Source organism: Photorhabdus sp. RM71S (assembly GCF_042879355.1).
Classification (GTDB): Bacteria; Pseudomonadota; Gammaproteobacteria; order Enterobacterales; family Enterobacteriaceae; genus Photorhabdus; species Photorhabdus kayaii.
In genome coordinates this window covers 1-16829 of the sequence record NZ_JBHFKV010000072.1, presented here as the reverse complement: position 1 = coordinate 16829, position 16829 = coordinate 1, and the positions used below count along the sequence as shown (strand labels likewise).

12 protein-coding genes are annotated in these 16829 nt (G+C 41.5%); 4 read left to right on the top strand and 8 right to left on the bottom strand.

Features of this window, described 5'->3' with window-relative positions; translation table 11 throughout:
- Positions 1-503: 503 nt before the first annotated feature.
- From ACGF5R_RS22125 to ACGF5R_RS22115, 3 genes are all read right to left on the bottom strand, one after another.
- A complete protein-coding gene (locus ACGF5R_RS22125) occupies positions 504-896 on the bottom strand; it encodes a hypothetical protein (protein ID WP_112875746.1) in 393 nt (130 codons plus the stop codon).
- A gap of 611 nt (positions 897-1507) precedes the next feature.
- Positions 1508-1963, bottom strand: a complete 456-nt coding sequence (locus ACGF5R_RS22120; RefSeq protein WP_112875745.1) for a hypothetical protein — start codon at positions 1961-1963, stop codon at positions 1508-1510.
- 172 nt (positions 1964-2135) lie between these two features.
- Positions 2136-3023, bottom strand: coding sequence for a LysR family transcriptional regulator (locus ACGF5R_RS22115; protein ID WP_112875744.1), 888 nt, complete (start codon positions 3021-3023; stop codon positions 2136-2138).
- Between the two features lie 408 nt (positions 3024-3431).
- Between ACGF5R_RS22115 and ACGF5R_RS22110 the strand changes: the two genes are divergently transcribed.
- The 3 genes from ACGF5R_RS22110 to ACGF5R_RS22100 all read left to right on the top strand — a co-directional run bounded on the left by ACGF5R_RS22110 (position 3432) and on the right by ACGF5R_RS22100 (position 9334).
- Positions 3432-6182 carry an amino acid adenylation domain-containing protein gene (locus ACGF5R_RS22110; RefSeq protein WP_387692759.1) on the top strand — a complete coding sequence of 917 codons (2751 nt, stop codon included), beginning with the start codon at positions 3432-3434 and terminating at the stop codon, positions 6180-6182.
- A 44-nt stretch (positions 6183-6226) separates the two neighbouring features.
- A complete protein-coding gene (locus tag ACGF5R_RS22105; RefSeq protein ID WP_112875742.1) occupies positions 6227-7426 on the top strand; it encodes an MFS transporter in 1200 nt (399 codons plus the stop codon).
- Between the two features lie 108 nt (positions 7427-7534).
- Entirely contained in the window at positions 7535-9334 is a 1800-nt protein-coding gene (locus ACGF5R_RS22100) for a formyltransferase family protein (RefSeq protein ID WP_387692757.1), read from the top strand.
- Positions 9335-9418: 84 nt separating this feature from the next.
- Here ACGF5R_RS22100 and ACGF5R_RS22095 read toward each other — a convergent pair whose 3' ends face one another.
- From ACGF5R_RS22095 to ACGF5R_RS22080, 4 genes are read right to left on the bottom strand one after another with little or no spacing between them, the layout of a single operon-like run.
- Entirely contained in the window at positions 9419-10705 is a 1287-nt protein-coding gene (locus ACGF5R_RS22095) for an efflux RND transporter periplasmic adaptor subunit (protein ID WP_112875740.1), read from the bottom strand.
- A complete protein-coding gene (locus tag ACGF5R_RS22090) occupies positions 10689-12167 on the bottom strand; it encodes a TolC family protein (RefSeq protein ID WP_387692761.1) in 1479 nt (492 codons plus the stop codon). The genes ACGF5R_RS22095 and ACGF5R_RS22090 overlap by 17 nt, the downstream gene beginning before the upstream one ends.
- On the bottom strand, positions 12160-13374 hold the full coding sequence (locus ACGF5R_RS22085; protein ID WP_387692755.1) for an ABC transporter permease: 1215 nt from the start codon (positions 13372-13374) through the stop codon (positions 12160-12162). The genes ACGF5R_RS22090 and ACGF5R_RS22085 overlap by 8 nt, the downstream gene beginning before the upstream one ends.
- The gene (locus ACGF5R_RS22080; protein ID WP_240000663.1) at positions 13367-14110 is read right to left on the bottom strand and encodes an ABC transporter ATP-binding protein; all 744 of its coding nucleotides are present in this window, start codon (positions 14108-14110) and stop codon (positions 13367-13369) included. The genes ACGF5R_RS22085 and ACGF5R_RS22080 overlap by 8 nt, the downstream gene beginning before the upstream one ends.
- A 315-nt stretch (positions 14111-14425) precedes the next feature.
- Between ACGF5R_RS22080 and ACGF5R_RS22075 the strand changes: the two genes are divergently transcribed.
- The gene (locus ACGF5R_RS22075) at positions 14426-14842 is read left to right on the top strand and encodes a flagellar protein FlhE (protein ID WP_387692753.1); all 417 of its coding nucleotides are present in this window, start codon (positions 14426-14428) and stop codon (positions 14840-14842) included.
- A gap of 349 nt (positions 14843-15191) precedes the next feature.
- On the opposite strand, the gene ACGF5R_RS22070 is transcribed toward ACGF5R_RS22075, so the two are convergent.
- A complete protein-coding gene (locus ACGF5R_RS22070; RefSeq protein WP_387692751.1) occupies positions 15192-16121 on the bottom strand; it encodes a hypothetical protein in 930 nt (309 codons plus the stop codon).
- Between the last annotated feature and the right edge of the window lie 708 nt (positions 16122-16829).

Below are 16829 nucleotides of genomic sequence, written 5' to 3'. Positions count from 1 at the left end.
CGCCCCCGAAAAACACGGGGTGGGAAAACACCGAATGAATTATTTAAGGGAATACGAACATGTTTACTTCCAGATTAACGATGTTGCACTTATTATGTGAATCTACCAAACAAAAATATTTTCATACAAATCATAACTATAATATACAGTATTCTTTATTCAATCAACAAGATCATTTTCACTGTCAACAAGCAGGTAAAAAACACTAAAAAAACCGATCATAAATATTAAAACACTGTTCCTAAAATTTAGGGTATGTTCAATTGTTAAAAAGTAAAAACCCTGAAGACTGAACGTCAGGGTTTCTATTTATAATTAATTCCAATTCACTATTTACCCCAATAGACGTTATTTTGCAAAAATCTTAAACACTACCCAAATTTAAAATGGAAAATAAAATAACATAATGGGATAAGCTTTTAATACCTTTAACGTAAATAATAGTGAATAATATTTTCTATAAGAATTCTCATTCCTATCATTCCTAATTTTTACCGTCCTTATCATCCCCCGGTTCTGCCTCCCGTTCCACCTCCTGAATTACCTCCTGAATTACCTCCTGAATTACCTCCTGAACTACCTGAATTACCTCCTGTTCCCTTAATTAATACGCCATTGATATATCCATGGTTATTATATTCATATCCGGTAGTTCTAATAGTGACTTTTTTTGAATTAAGATGTGCAAGAATCAAAGTTATTAAACTACCATTCCCTTGATAACCACCAGCAGAGTTATCCAGAAGAAAATCCCGTGAAGTACCTTTATCATCAACAATGACAACATGAACATTGTTTCTAGCTATTTCTGGAGCAATTTGAATAGAGGATATAGTTACATCAGAAATCGATATATTAGGGGCAACTATATCATTAGAATTGTTTTGATCAATCATAATATATTATTCCTTATAAGATTAAATTCACACCAAGTTATAAATATGGAAATTTATATTAAACCGGAGAACTCAACTAATTTACTGAACATCCATATTCAACCATCATAATCCATAAAATTATAAAAAATTAAAACACTTTCTAACTTTAAAAATAGTGTAGAACCAATAGTACGTCAATAAAATACCAAAGAAAATCAAAACTAAAAAAAATAAACATTCAACACTAATTTATAATAACAAATTAAATTACCGTATGTTTTTTTATTTTTAATCTAGTGCTAACATAACTCATATATTGTGTTATTTACACTAAATATACAGTAAAGAAAAAACCCTCCTAATAGTAGTGGTTAGTAATTATATAATCAACAGAAAATGCAAGATAAAAATATAACGGACAGATAATCAAAAATTTACAGAGTCATAGCAGTAGAGCGAGATCCTACTATGCATATACTTAACTGAACATCAATTCACTAAGCAGAATTAGTCATGAGATGTTCACTTCAAAGCAAAGTAATATCTGCGATTATATGGCCGATACAATAGATAACGGGGGAACTCTGTTTCGCATTGAAATCCGATCGGCCATTAAAAATCACTGTTCACTACTTCATAGTAAATTCAACTGACCATGCGTAGGTAAGATAATTAGTATAGGTGATGGTTGCATTACAAACAGCCCCACTACCGGACGTTGCTCCTTTATTCCATTTCGGAATTTTAACGCCATTAACATATGTGTTCACAAAAGTAGTCATAAATTCGCAGGTTTTAAAACCTATCTTATATCGCACCATCGCGTAGTTTGCGTCAGGTGAAATTGGGCTTTGAACCTGATAACTATTAACTTCTCCTGGCCCTACGCTTGAACTAGGTTTAGGTGTTGCATTCACGTATGTACCGGATTCATTATTAGTAATGATGGTATAAACAGCATCCGCGCTACCAGAAACACCAAGATGCTTAAATGTCACTGTTACGGGCGGACCTGCATAAGCAACACCTGCGGCAGTTAGGGAAGCAGTTGCAAACAGGGCCAACAACGACTTGCGTACTAACATGTTAGATACTCTCCTTTATGTTGTTTAAAATGGCTTACTGCGTTTTAATACAACTTTCTCTTCTATCTTTTTCTTCTATAACGTTATTGGAGCGCACGATATATGCGCCAATCCCATAAAGTAAATTTTCACTTTACGTATCTATAATACTAGACCACTTTGCAGAACTTATTTAAAAAGGTAAGAGGTTCTCCGCCATAAAATCTACAAATACTCTGACCTTAGGGGATAAATGACGGCTTGATGGCCAAAGTATACGAAAAATTGTGGAACTTTCGTTATATTTATCCAAAACAGTGACCAAAGAGCCTTCTTTCAACTGTCGGTAAACGGCGATATTCGGCACACAAGCTATCCCAAGACCATGCTCGGCAAAACAGACTTGCGGTTCTAAACTATCCGTCACCATATTGCACGGTAAGTTAAGCTCAATTTTTTTACCATCACGATTCAAAGGCCATACGTTTAATTTCCCATTTGTTGGAAAACGATATAATAAGCACTGATGGCTAACAAGATCTTCGGGTTCTTCTGGAAAACCTGCGGCCGCAAAATAGGCAGGAGAGCCGACAATAACCTGACGGTAAGAACCTAGCATCCTAGACATTAATCTGGAATCACGTGGATCACCGGTTCGGAGTACAGCATCAAATCCCTCTTCAATAACATCCACTATTCGATCGGAGCAACTTATATCAAGTTTAATCTCTGGATAAAGGCGATTAAAAGCAGCAAATTTCGGCATAAACAGCATACCCACTGACGGTAGGCTAATCTTTAACTTTCCACTTGGCATTTTCTGCATCTGAGACAGTTCAGTTTCAGCAGCCTCAACCTCATCAAGAATTCGCTTGCACCGTTCAAAGAATAGTGTCCCTTCAGGCGTTAATGTGACGGTTCGCGTAGATCGATGGAAAAGGCGTATTCCCAGACGCTCTTCTAACCGAACAATAGCCTTACTAACCGCCGACGAAGAGATGCCAAGTTGTTGACCTGCAACTGTGAAGCTACGGGCATCAGCAGCCCGAACGAACACGTTCAATGACCCTAAACTATCCATATTTCCCCCATTGCTGACAGATTGGTCATAAGTGTTTTGAACATCATCCTACTGTTCACTGGTCTATGGTAGCAAGTAGTATAGGCGTTAGGAGAAATTATCTTATATCTACATATTTATTAATAAAAAAATAGATAACTCAGGTTTGCTAAATACAAGAATCATCAAGTCGATAAAGATAATTTATCCCAAGTATTTAATAAATAAACGTCAGAGTGGAAAAAGAACAAACATGATAGTTAATAATATTGAATAGCCCCTTCTTAAAGGAAGGATTTATAAGACCAGGAAATGATTTTTCTAAGTTGGAATATTTTAATTTTATTCCACAGAAATATCAGATAGTTAAAGAAGAAGCCGATACGCTCTCCTTTTGGCTTCTCTCCTTAAATAAAGGTATAAAATAAGATGCAATCAACTCTCCCAATAATCAAATGGCGCAATATATTAAAAACAGGACAGTATCGAAAATATGATATCTCCAGCGCTCAACCGGCAAATGAAAATTGGACAACGTTAAATAACATTAAGTTACCAGCGAGTTTTCAACGAAAAGAGTGCCTACCGGGATTACTCTTTTCACACGTCAGATCAACTCCCTGGGCTACAGCAATCATTCACGGTGAAGAGCGACTCAGTTATTTGGAAATGGCAATTGGCAGTGTACATCTGGCCTGCTATCTGCAAAACCTGGGATGTTTAGCGGGTGATTGCGTCGGTATATTTGTTGAACCGTCGATTGAGCAGATGATCGGAGTTTGGGGAACTCTTTTTGCCGGTGGTGCGTATCTGCCATTGTCTCATGATTATCCAGAGGAACGACTTCGTTACATGATCCACGATAGCAATCTGAAAATGATATTTACCCAAGAAAAATTAAAGGAAAAATTAGTCAGGTTGGTTGCAGAAAATATCCATATCGTGACTCTTGAAGACGTAGAGAAATCATTAGAATCCAGTGCCATTACCAGCAACATCCTCTATGACTACCTTAGCCCGGATAGCTTGGCTTATGTCATTTATACCTCTGGAAGTACAGGGAAACCGAAAGGTGTAATGATTGAGCACCGCAGTATCGTTAACCAAATGTGTTGGTTAAATGAAAAATGCGATTTAAACATTGAAAAAACAATTATTCAGAAAACGCCCATCAGCTTTGATGCAGCTCAATGGGAAATATTATCAGTCAGTTGTGGTAGTCGGGTTGTTATTAGCTCATCTGGAACACACAGGAATATTCCCCAACTCATTGACCTGATTATTCGCCACAATGTGACCACGTTACAGTGTGTTCCCACGCTATTACAAGCACTGATCGATAATCACAAATTCCGGGAATGCCATGCCCTTCAGCAAATATTCATCGGAGCAGAGAGCTTATCAAGAAAACTCGCCACTCAATGTATCCATATACTACCAAACTGTCTACTGATTAATATGTATGGCCCGGCGGAATGTACAATTAATGCTTCAGTTTTCCTTGTTAATCACTGCCCAATATCTGACGAAGTTAATTCAGTCCCTATTGGTAAGCCGGTATCCAATACGGAATTTTTTATTCTCGATCACCACTATCAGCTCGCCTCAGAATATGAAATTGGAGAGATTTATATTGCAGGTACTCAAGTCGCAAGAGGATATCTGAATCGTCAGGATCTCACAGAAAAGCACTTTCTTGAAATTGCAATACCACCAAATACGCAAAAAACCCGGCTTTATAGAACCGGAGATCTGGCTTATTGGGATAAAGAGGGTAATGCCCACTTTGCTGGCCGGAAAGATAATCAAATTAAAGTGAGAGGGATGCGGGTCGAATTAGAGGAAATAAAAAATGCAATGGAAGTTATCGATCAAGTGAAACACGCTGCAATTTTGGCGGAAAAAGACCCTCAACACCGTTCGATACAATTAACCGCCTGTATTGAATTAGCCGATGAAACAATACGCCAGCAAGCAAAGTATGACATTACTTCAATTCTGCGGAGTGAACTCAGCAAAACATTACCGGACTATATGTTACCTGACAGATTTTTGTTCCTGGATACCATGCCGCTAACTTCCAGTGGAAAAATCGATTTCGACACATTGCAAGTACTAGTCAGCACAGTATCACACAGTCCACAGGTACTCCCAAGCACCTCGACAGAAACACAGATTGTAAAGATATGGGAAGAAGTACTAACGCGAGAACGCATATCTACCGAAGATGACTTCTTTGCTTTAGGCGGAAATTCTCTGATAGCCGTCCATCTGATACAACGTTTAAATGAAGAATTTGCTTTATCGCTACCTCTCCATACTCTATTTGAGGCTGCAACAGTTAAACAATTGGCAAAAATCGTTGAAGGTGAAGCAACCAGATTATCTTCACGATTGGCCTGTTTACAGGAAAAAGATACTGGATTACCTGTCTTTTGCTGGCCAGGATTGGGTGGATACCCAATGAATTTACACCTGCTGGCTACACAGATATGTACTGATCGATCATTTTATGGCATCCAGGCTTACGGAATTAATGAAGGAGAGGTTCCATACTCCACCATAGCCGAAATGGTGACTCAAGACATAACAGAAATCAAAAAATTACAACCCACTGGCCCATATACGCTATGGGGATATTCTTTTGGCTCTGTATTGGCTTTCGAAGCGGCTTATCAATTAGAACGAGCGGGAGAACGTGTCGAAAAGGTGGTTCTAATCGCGCCAGGGCTCTCGAAGATAAAATATCACGTTAATTCCACGGGAACAGAAAACGGGTCTACTTACCAGAACAGCGAGTTGATATCACTATTATTCTCTGTATTTGCGGGTACTTCTCACAGTTCAGCTTTGAATAAATGCCTGGCTAACATTATTGATGAGCAAAGCTTTGTCTCTGTTGTTCATAAGCACTACCCAAATCTGGACCCTATGTTAATTGCTCGAATTACCAGGATAGTTATTCAAACCTACGGACAGAAATATTCAGCAGCAGAACTGCAAGAACGAATCATCAAGGCGCCAATTACGGTGTTTAATGCACGTGATGATGCCGTTTCTTTTATCGAAGAAGCAACACCATACCTAAAACATCCCCCAGAAAACATCAATCTTAACATTGATCATTTCGAGGTACTTAAGGAATCAGGTGTTAACGAATTAGCTCGATTTTTGAGTTGATTGCTTCTGTAAATAACACAATGAAAATTATTTAAGGGGGTTCCATGATTAAAGAAAAAACTGCCACTCATGCGGGCAGTACCAACTTTCCTCTCGTTGCTCTACTCGCGTTAGCAATGACGGGATTCCTTGCGCTTCTCACAGAAACATTCCCGGCGGGCATTCTATCCCAAATAAGTAACAGCTTGGCCGTTTCCGAAGCATTAGCTGGTCAATTCGTTACACTCTACGCAATTGGCTCACTTGTCGCAGCGATTCCACTGACGACAGCAACACAAGGTTGGCGCCGTCGCCGATTACTCTTGATGGCACTTACGGGTTTATTAGTCTTTAATACGCTCACCGCGTTAACATCTAACTATATAGTGGCACTTGCGGCCAGACTTCTTTCAGGTATGGCAGGCGGCTTAATCTGGGGAATGTTGGTCGGCTATGCGCGACGGATGGTACCTGATCATTTAAAAGGACGTGCATTGGCTGTAGCTGGTGTCGGGGCACCACTGGCACTCTCCCTTGGCGTGCCATTAGGAACATTCATTGGTGGAATTGTTGGCTGGCGTACAACTTTTGGTTTGATGTCTATTCTAACATTGGTCGTCATCGCATGGGTCATGTTGAAAGTCCCTGACTACCCAGGACGTGCTGCCGAAAAACGTATACCAATCAAAAAAGTTATCATTATTCCGGGAGTACGGCCGGTATTAAGCGTTCTTATTTGTTGGGTACTGGCGCACAGTATTCTTTATACCTATGTATTGCCTTTTGTGACACAGGCGGGGCTTACTGCCAGAATTGATCTTGTGTTGCTAGCCTTTGGTATGGCGTCGTTGCTTGGAATATGGATGACAGGGCTGTTAATTGACAAAATGTTACGTTCGTTGGTGCTGATAAGTCTTGCCCTATTTACATTCGCCTCTCTCATACTTGGTGTTATCGGTACTCTTCCTGTCTTTGTTTTTCTTGCCGTGATCTTATGGGGGCTAACCTTCGGCGGTGCCGCCGCCCTACTTCAAACTGCATTGGCCGAATCTGCCGGGGAAGGTGCAGACGTTGCTCAGTCGATTCTTGTTACCTTATGGAATTTAGCCATTGCAGCCGGGGGCATTATTGGCGGGATATTACTTGAAACACTTGGCGCCAGCTCGTTCCCGTGGACCTTACTTGTTCTGTTAGTGCTAGCTTTGTTGATCGTCTGGAATTCAGGCAACTATGGCTTCCCTCATAAAGGAATCAAAGGTAAGTGAGCAATATCGGGGTTTGTCTGTGTTTAAATGCAGTTCAAGGCAATTAAGCCTATGAACTTTACTTACTCTCAAACAAACCCTTCACTCAATAACAATAAAGGGGATAACATGCCCGGCGAATTCACATCTTCAACGCAAGAGAAAAAAAATAGCACCGATAACAAACTAACCAATAACACACTAGAAGTTGAAAAGTGCAAAATTGTAAACCACTCCACTGGAGAAACTCGGTCTTGTGTCGTCATCGGTGGTACAACACTTGCGATACGTTGTACCCAACAACTTCAAGCGGCCGGGTACATAATTGTGGCTATTTTTCCCACAGAATCTCTGTTTTCCGAATGGGCAACTTCTCAAAATATACACTGTGTTGAAGCACTAGAAGATCTCCTGACGCTCTCCAAAACTCAGTCAATATGCTGGCTTTTTTCCATAGTCAATCCAGTTATTCTCCCTGCTCTATTAATCAATCAGTTCTCCCGAGGTGCTTTCAACTACCACGACGCTCCTCTGCCACGCTATGCCGGCACCCATGCCACTTCTTGGGCTATCCTTGCCGGTGAGTCTCGGTATGCTATTACCTGGCATTTAATCGGATCTATGGTCGATAGTGGCGATATTGTTGTGCAGCGTCATGTTGATATTAAAAATACCGACACCGCACTTTCACTGAATCTTAAATGTTATCAGGCCGCTGCCGAAGGATTTACCGAACTATTAAACAACCTAGAGAACGGTGACATACCCCGCCGACAGCAAGATCCCGATAACCGCAGTTTTTTCTCAAGACGTCGCCGCCCAGACGCTGCGGGTTGTCTATTGTGGAATAAAAAAGCTCAGGAATTGTCATCTTTGGTCAGATCTTTAACTTTCGGAGTTTACTATCCTAATCCACTAACATTACCTAAAGTTCTGCTGAGAGATCGCCTGGTATCGATAGGTACATTACAGGTGATGTATACACGTTCCGATCATAAACCAGGTACATTGTTGGGTATTAGCGAGGACCATTGGCTAATGACCACAAGTAGTGAAGATATACGTATTTCGTTTGTTAATAGCCGTGGCAACCCAATAAATGCTCTCACCTTAGCCAATCAATGCAAACTTGAAATTGGTGATCAACTCCCCACAATTGAAAGATCAGATATTAAGACGTTAACAGATATACATGAACAACTTACCGAACAAGAGCTATTTTGGCAAAAAAGACTAGAGCGTTTTTCAACACCAATGCTGCCTTTTAAATTGCGGGCAACGATAGATAAAATACCGGATTGGCATGTGTCTGAATGGAAAACAGTACTCAATCATAGCTCTCTTATTTCAACTGAGCTCGTTCAACATATTATATGCGCTTGGTTTATCTATTTGGCTCACACATCAAATGATACTCAATTTCAAGTCGGATGGGCGCAAGCAGGAGATGTTGTTCATTCTTCAAAATGGACCTCCTTTTTCGCCATGATCGTCCCAATGGAGGTCCATATCAATTTACAACAACGTCTTACAGAGATTTTAAATTCAATATCGTCTGAACAACAATTGCTTGAACAACATAGGGTTTATCCCCGCGATATGGTCACCAGACAACCTGTATTGCGTGCAATCAATCTGTTACATACCAATCGCCCGTGGCCGATTGGTATTTCCATCATCTCCGGTTACAGTGAAGATCTAACGAACAAAGATGCCATACAGGAACATGCAATTATCGGAGAAATAATGACATTACAGATTGATCAAAATAAAGGAAATTTCCGCTTCATATATAACAGCAAATTAGTTGCAGTAAATAATATTGAACATGTGGCATCTGATTTGGCGCTATTTTCGAATGTAATCGCAAACTCGAAAAATTTAAATATTGTGGCAAATGAACTTCCAATATATGAATTTTCACGGTGAAATATTGCCCCAAAATTAGAAAAAACTGCTGTAAACCCTCGCCCAATGCGAGGGTGTCGCAAAAGATCAATGAGGTTGAATCAGTTATTTCCGCGCAGGAACTTCAACATAGCCTGCCTCCAACCCGATCACCTCCACACCTTGAGGAACGGCCTGCCCCGGTGTCACGACAATCTGCTGGGTTTGTGCGTTTAATTCACGGCGATAAGTGACGAAAGTTCGTCCATCTGGGCCGGTATGTAATGCCTCGGCTGGCAAGGCCAATCCACGTTCATTGCGATAGGTGACAATAGCCAGTTTCGCACTCATACTCAGCCGGATACGCTGCCGCTGTTCGGGAGTGAGAGGATCAATAGCCACTAATAGATCATAGGTTACACCCGCTCCCTGCATCTCCTTTGAACTCCCTTGTACACCAATTGTCTTAATTTGCCCTCGTAGAGATAGCCCAGCAAAACCATCACCGGTGATCTCAACCGGCATTCCTTCATACACCTGATAAAGGTCAGCCTCTTCAATACGCGCTACCGCCTGAATTTGCTCCAAATTGATTACCCCTAACAGAGGCGTTCCCTGAGTGACACGCGTCCCCTTTTGAATAAATACCCCCTTATCTGATTCCGGTATCTGGGGACGAATAACAATGCCATCAAAAGGAGAAATCAATTCACGTTGGGCTTGCTGGGCCTGAAGCGCCTGATAACGCGATTGGGCATTAGCTAATTCCATATCAGCAATCTGGCGATTCTCCCCTGTGCCTTTATCGAGGGCAACACTCAGTTCCACTTTAGCGGCGGCAAGATCGAGCTGTTGAACTCTGACCTGCTGTTCCAGTGTATCAACCTCCATACGGGGAACAATGCCACGCTCGAACAAAGCCCGGGTATCAATTAGCTTACGTTCGGTATCGCTCAAACTTAACTGGGCATTCGTTAAAGTTCTACGTACCCTAGCGACATCCGGACTGTTTTCCCACCCTATCAAATCTTGTACGGTTTTCTGGGCTTTCAACAGTTCTGTGAGCGCCTGCCGCAGTTGAATATCCAACTGCGTCGTATCAAGGCTCAATAGCGGTTGCCCACGCTTAACGCGCTGGCCTTCAGTAACCATCACTTCAGCAATAACACCATCAAATGGCGCTGCGATCGTCAAACTGGTTGCAGCCTGAATACGGCCAACTAATCCAAGACGATTTTCCAGTCGTTGAGGTTCAACATGTACCCACTGTTGTGGTGATGATGTATCAGTTGAAGAAGAAAGGAAAACATAAGCAATGGTAGCCCCAATGACTAATGCAACAGCAAGTGTCACGAGCCAACGAGTCTTATATTTGGAACGGGCAAGTTCTCTGATCTTAGTCGTTAAGTGCAATATCCCAACTCCCTAACGTAGTACCCAATGTTTCGTCCAACTCCGCTTGTGCATTTAAGTAGGTGATCAACGCATTGAGACGAACATTCTCTGCATTACGCAAATCGGTTTCAAAGCTCAAGACTTGAAAGTTACTGGAGCGGCCCACCGTCAATTTTTCACGTTCAATTTCTAACTTGCGCAGGGATAGATCCCTGGCACGCTGTGCGATCTCATATTGACGCCAACGCGTACCAATATCGCGTACCGCATTACCCACATTACGTTCCAGTGACTGTTTTGCCTCAGCAAGACGAATATCCTGGTTCTGAACATCAACCCGCGCCCGTACTTCCGCCTGACGCTGACTCAAATCACCAATGGGTATCTCTACCTGAACACCGGCGTAATTTTCCCAATTACGGGAACGGTTTGACCCTGTTCGATCACGTACTTGACTGGCACTACCCACTAAAGAGACATCCCATAAGCGTTCGTTACGGGCAACGGTCAGGTTAATTGCAGCCTGCTCCGCGGTAATCAATTGCGTGAGATACGATGGCTGTTGCTCTTGTGCCAAATGTTGGGCTTGGAGCAAGTTAATGTCTACGCGTTTAGCTTCCAATCTATCAGTCGCCTTCACCTGAGTTTGTAAGTCTAAGGCGAGCAATCGCAGCAATTCTAAACGACTGGTATCCAATTGATTAGCTGCTTCCTCCGCAGACAGTTCCTGCATTGCAACATCAGCCTCTGTCTGGACAATCTCAAAAGCAGCCATTCTGCCTGCGGAGATCATGGCTTTGTTAACTTCCAGCAATTGACGCGAACGTTCAAGAGCATCACGTGCGATTTGTAATTGTTCTTGAGCACGCAACAATTCACGATAAGCCATAATAACTTGCGTGATAGTCTGGGATACCGTCGCTTTTAGGTTCAAACGATTTGTCTGCTCCATCAATTGAGCAAGACGCACAGGTGCTGTAGCCACATCTTTACCGGCACCACGCAACAAAGGCTGAATAACTGAGAATGAAACACCATCATTACGGCTACGGCCTGCATTGTCTGCCCATGTCGTCCGATTCGTCCAAGACAGACTGAAACGAGTACCATATTCTCCAAGCAGCGTAGATGTGGGTGTAATCTCGCTTTGGCGATAGCGATCGCTTTGATTACGAGCGGCAATATAACGGCTATTAATCAGTAACTTGGGCGTAAAACGATCTTCAGCAACGCGTAAATCGAATTTCTGTGCAATTCGATCCAGATAAGCACTGCGAATCGAACGATTGTTTCGTAACCCTAAATAGATTGCATCGCTGAGTGTCAGACCAATAGTTTGCTGATTAAGCGAAATTGTATCCGTTGCAGGCATGGTTGCCTGTAATGGATTCAACGGCTCCGCTAACGCTGGTTTGACGGATGCATCTATTATCAGGGCAATGATAATGCCAATAGCACGTTGAAAAACTCGGCTAATCATCACGAAGTGCCTCTACAGGTTGTAATCTGGCAGCCGCTAATGCCGGATTGATACCGAAAAACAGACCAATCACTAATGAACTAGCGATACCCAGAGGCAAAGAGAATAGGGATAACGTAAATACCCAGCCCGAAAATTTTACAAATAGGTACCCTGCCGCAACCCCCAGCAATGAACCAACCATTGCACCGGCAATGGACAGAATGGCAGCCTCCAACATAAACAGCATACCAATATCAACAGGCCGAGCTCCCAAAGCCATACGAACACCAATTTCACGCCTGCGTTCCGAAACATTCATCAGCATGACATTCATCACGCCCACTCCTCCCACCAGCAACGAAATTCCCCCTAAACCCGCGAGCAAATAGGAAAATGTTCTTGCCTGACGCGTCAATCCATCAAGCAATTGTTTCGGGATTTCAACTTCGACACGACGACCTTTTGATAATGAGACAAGGTAGTCACGTAACGACACCGCGTCACTGCTTAACGTTGTTGTGTCACGTGCTCTGGCAATGACGCTCCCAATTTCTGGCGCAGGCCGCAACCGTCGCATTGCTTCAATGGGCAATATGATGGAATGATCAATAGAGCCGGGGAGTAAAGGGTTCGGCCCCTGAGCAGCGAGAATTCCTATCACTTCAAACAGATATTCCCCAATTTGCAATTGACTGCCTATTCGAATAGGTTGATTGGCTACTTTTAATTGTTTGGCAATATCCGCTCCAAGCACAGCATAGGTCGTTTGGCGATCATAGTCCGATAGAAAACGTCCTTGCTCGATTTGTAAATCCAACACCGCAGCCAGATCAGAGGATGTACCGGTAATATTCGTATCGATTCCTTTCCCGTGAAAGCGTACACGAGTCGAATGTAACGTGATGGGCGCAGCATGTGTGATAGTCGGTATTGTACGAGTCAGCGCCTGAGTATCCAGCGTAGATGGCGCGGGTTTGACATCAACGCCGGGAATGAAAGCAAAATGAGCAACCAAAATATTGCTTCCCATACTTTTAAAAGTGCTGATAGCTTCATTAACAGCGTTATGACCGATGTTTAAAAGTGCAATAACCGAAGCACATCCGACTGCAATACCAAGTAAAGCAAGCAAGGAGCGCCTTCCTAGCAGACGCAGGCTACCCAGTGATTCTCGCAGTGCTTGCGTGAAGGAAAAACCGTAGCGACCAGAATTCACATTAAGCATCGAGGCTATCCAACCACAGATCGGTTTCGGAAAGCCGCCCGTTGTTAACATATAGACAGCGCTGCATGTTTTTGGCTATGGCTTCATCATGCGTAACCATGACAAGCGTAACGCCTTGCTCACGGTTCAACGACAGAAGAAGTGCCATGATATCTCGTGCCGTCGCACTATCGAGATTGCCTGTCGGCTCATCTGCCAGAATCAGAGAAGGCTTACCAACCAAGGCCCTGGCAATGGCAACACGTTGCCGCTGTCCCCCGGAAAGATCAGCCGGACGATGGTAAATACGCCCAGCCAGACCAACCAACTCAAGCTGGTATTTCGCTTCCTGCCGAGCTAGAGAACGAGAATATCCACGATATAATAATGGTAGCGCCACATTATCCAACGCCTGCATTCTGGGAAGTAAATTAAAACTCTGAAACACGAAACCAATTTCCTGATTTCTTATTTTCGCCCGCTCATTAGGAGTAACATTTGTTATATTAACGTCCCTAAACTGAAAATATCCAGAAGAGGGTTGATCCAGTAAACCAAGAATATTGAGTAGAGTACTTTTACCCGAGCCGGAAGCGCCGACAATCGCACAACTTTGTCCGCACATGATGGTGAATGATATCTCATCAAGTACTGGGTAATATTTTTCCCCCATACGATAAGATCGACAAACATTTTCCATGTAAATCAGGGCTTCCTGACATGGAGAAGTTGTGATTGTCATGTCTAATTTATTCATCGTTTTTGACATCCATTAAACGTATCACTGACTCCACTTGATTGTTTAGCCGATTTTATATCATGGGAAAATCCTGTTGTAAAAGATTACGGTCTAAGTGACTGGCAAAAGCATCGAACAGCAAAATATATTAGATTAACTTAACATAAATTCAAATTCCCCATTGCTTTTTGGTGTTAATCCACCCAAATTACTCCTGCCTACTTTGGCATTGCGTACATGCTTTTATAAAAATTCAGGAAATACAGGGCGCGAGATCAAAATGTATATCTAAGTTCTCGCAATAGAAAATTATTAGATATTGGGGTAATGGCTATGAAATTAAAAAAAATCTTTGACATTGGTAGTGCTCTATTGTTAGCCATGTTTTCACAAACAGTACCTGCGGCAAGTGGCAGCTATCACTCTTCAGTTGTTTTGCCCACACTATATTCTAAAAATTTCTTAGAAACTGTTAACGTTCCTATTGTCGGTTCTCCTCCTGCAACAGGAAAAATTACCAATGTATCTTGGACTTGGAATGTTGTTGGATGGCCTCAAAATTTATCGGTTCATCTTTGTCAGGGAAACACCAACAATTGCATAGACATATCACGCACACGAAGAATGTCGACAGACAAATTTAATCAGAGAAGCCCGGCACAACAGTTCCTTTTCGCCTTAAAGGTTGGAAACGGTAACGTTATGCCGATAGCAGGTCAAACCGGAGAAATTACTGTCAGTTGGCAATAACACTTCAATAACTCGCTAAAGATTGCCGCCAGCATTATGGGCGGCAATTCTGATTTGCTTTGAATATTGGTAGGATTTAAGAAAATTGCTGGATGATTTCCTGAATCTCTGTGGAGGTTCTTGTAACTAAATGGGTCTCTTTGCATTCTGTTGTATTAATAGTCACGATCTCATCTGCATTTTTAGTCCATATAAACAGGATGCCATTATGGCATATAAAATAGACGCTTATAATATGTATGCCTTTATGCCGAAAAGGCATACAAGAATACTCAGCACTGTATTATTCTTGCCAAATATCAAAATAGCGGCCTCAGCCGCCATCTTAATATCTCTCGGATGGTTAATCCTATGGTAGTTCAACCCCTTTATAACCAGATAAAATCAATTTCCACTCCTGTTGGGCAAACCATGTCTGGGTTTTGCCATCATAATGAATACTATCAGGCAGAAAAACACCAAATTCAGTCACCTTTCCGGTATAGTCGGGCGAATTCCGGGCATCAATCAACGTTCGGTATTGGGGATCATCAGCGATAACATTATTGATTGCCTTAAGCACATAGCTGGTGTTGATGGGATCAAATGCAACCGAAAGTGGATAATACAATCTCCACGGTATACAGCGAGAACCCAAAGCATCACTGATACCAGTAATGATGCGGGTAAAATTCTGCTCTGATACCTGTGCCGCCAATAAACTTTCGGTTTCTGCTTCCCACTGGTTCCAATGAACAGCCAAAATACGAGGATTTTTGCCTAGTTTACGCAGTGATTCGACCGCCATGCGCAATGTTCTGATCGTACGCGGATAGAGCGATTCCACATCACAGGGATCTCGCTCAGGAGCCCAACGGTTATACGGTGGATTATCCAGATACATGCCCTGGCCGCCCCACCCCATTAAAATGACATAAAGATCAGGCAAATTAAGCGCATTCCCCTGATTTATATGGTCTTGCCAAAGTTTAGCAAAACGGTTGGCAGCATTGACTGAGTGATCTTGATTGCCACGAGGTAAACCAACAGGAGCGCCAATATTGGCATTACCAAAGCTAGTCAGTCCTGTCCAGTTAATTGCGGGAAAGTCAACGCTGTAAACTTCTGGCAGAGATAATGTGAATACGTTTTTTAAACCTTGTGTAATTTCTTCATCTTGTGGTAATTGTGTCCCATGACCATAACTATTTGATTGCCCAAGTATGATAAATAATGGGGCATCATTAGGTTCCCACGGAGAATATTTCATTTCTGGAAAATAAGGTTGTTTATCTGTCATCAGTTTTCCTCTTGATATGATTTAAGTTATTAGGTCTATTCTCTTCGCCAAAGTATAATTAATTTCTGGAAGATAAAAATTATTTGGCTAATTAATCATATTTATGGTTCGAGAATGTAAAACTGTTTTAAATATTGATTTTCTGTTTTTTTACTCTAAGTAAGATAAATAAACCACTGATTAGCCATTATTGATATCAGATTATTATGTTCTTATTTTTTTCTTTAAAATATAAATATAATATTGTTCTTCATAGGTTAATTATTAATATTTCACAATGTATTCCCCTTTGGTAAAAAAGATGCTGAAATATAGCAACTGACCTACGCCTCATGAAAATACACCTATTAATCTAATCTGGCAAATAAAAATACAACTCATAAAAACAAGTCGACTTAATAAATAATGTTTAAGTTTTCCGTCATAAAATAAAAATTTTATTGCATTTGGTATTGATAGGATTTTATTTCTGAACACAAAATTTATTGAAAATATTCAAATAATATATTGCTACATTTAAAAATATAATTATAAACTATAAAAATATTAATCCGGCAATCCATACAATAAATAAATAAATAAATAAATAAATAAATAAATAAAGGTAGATTCACATAATAAGTGCAACATCGTTAATCTGGAAGTAAACATGTTCGTATTCCCTTAAATAATTCATTCGGTGTTTTCCCACCCCGTGTTTTTCGGGGG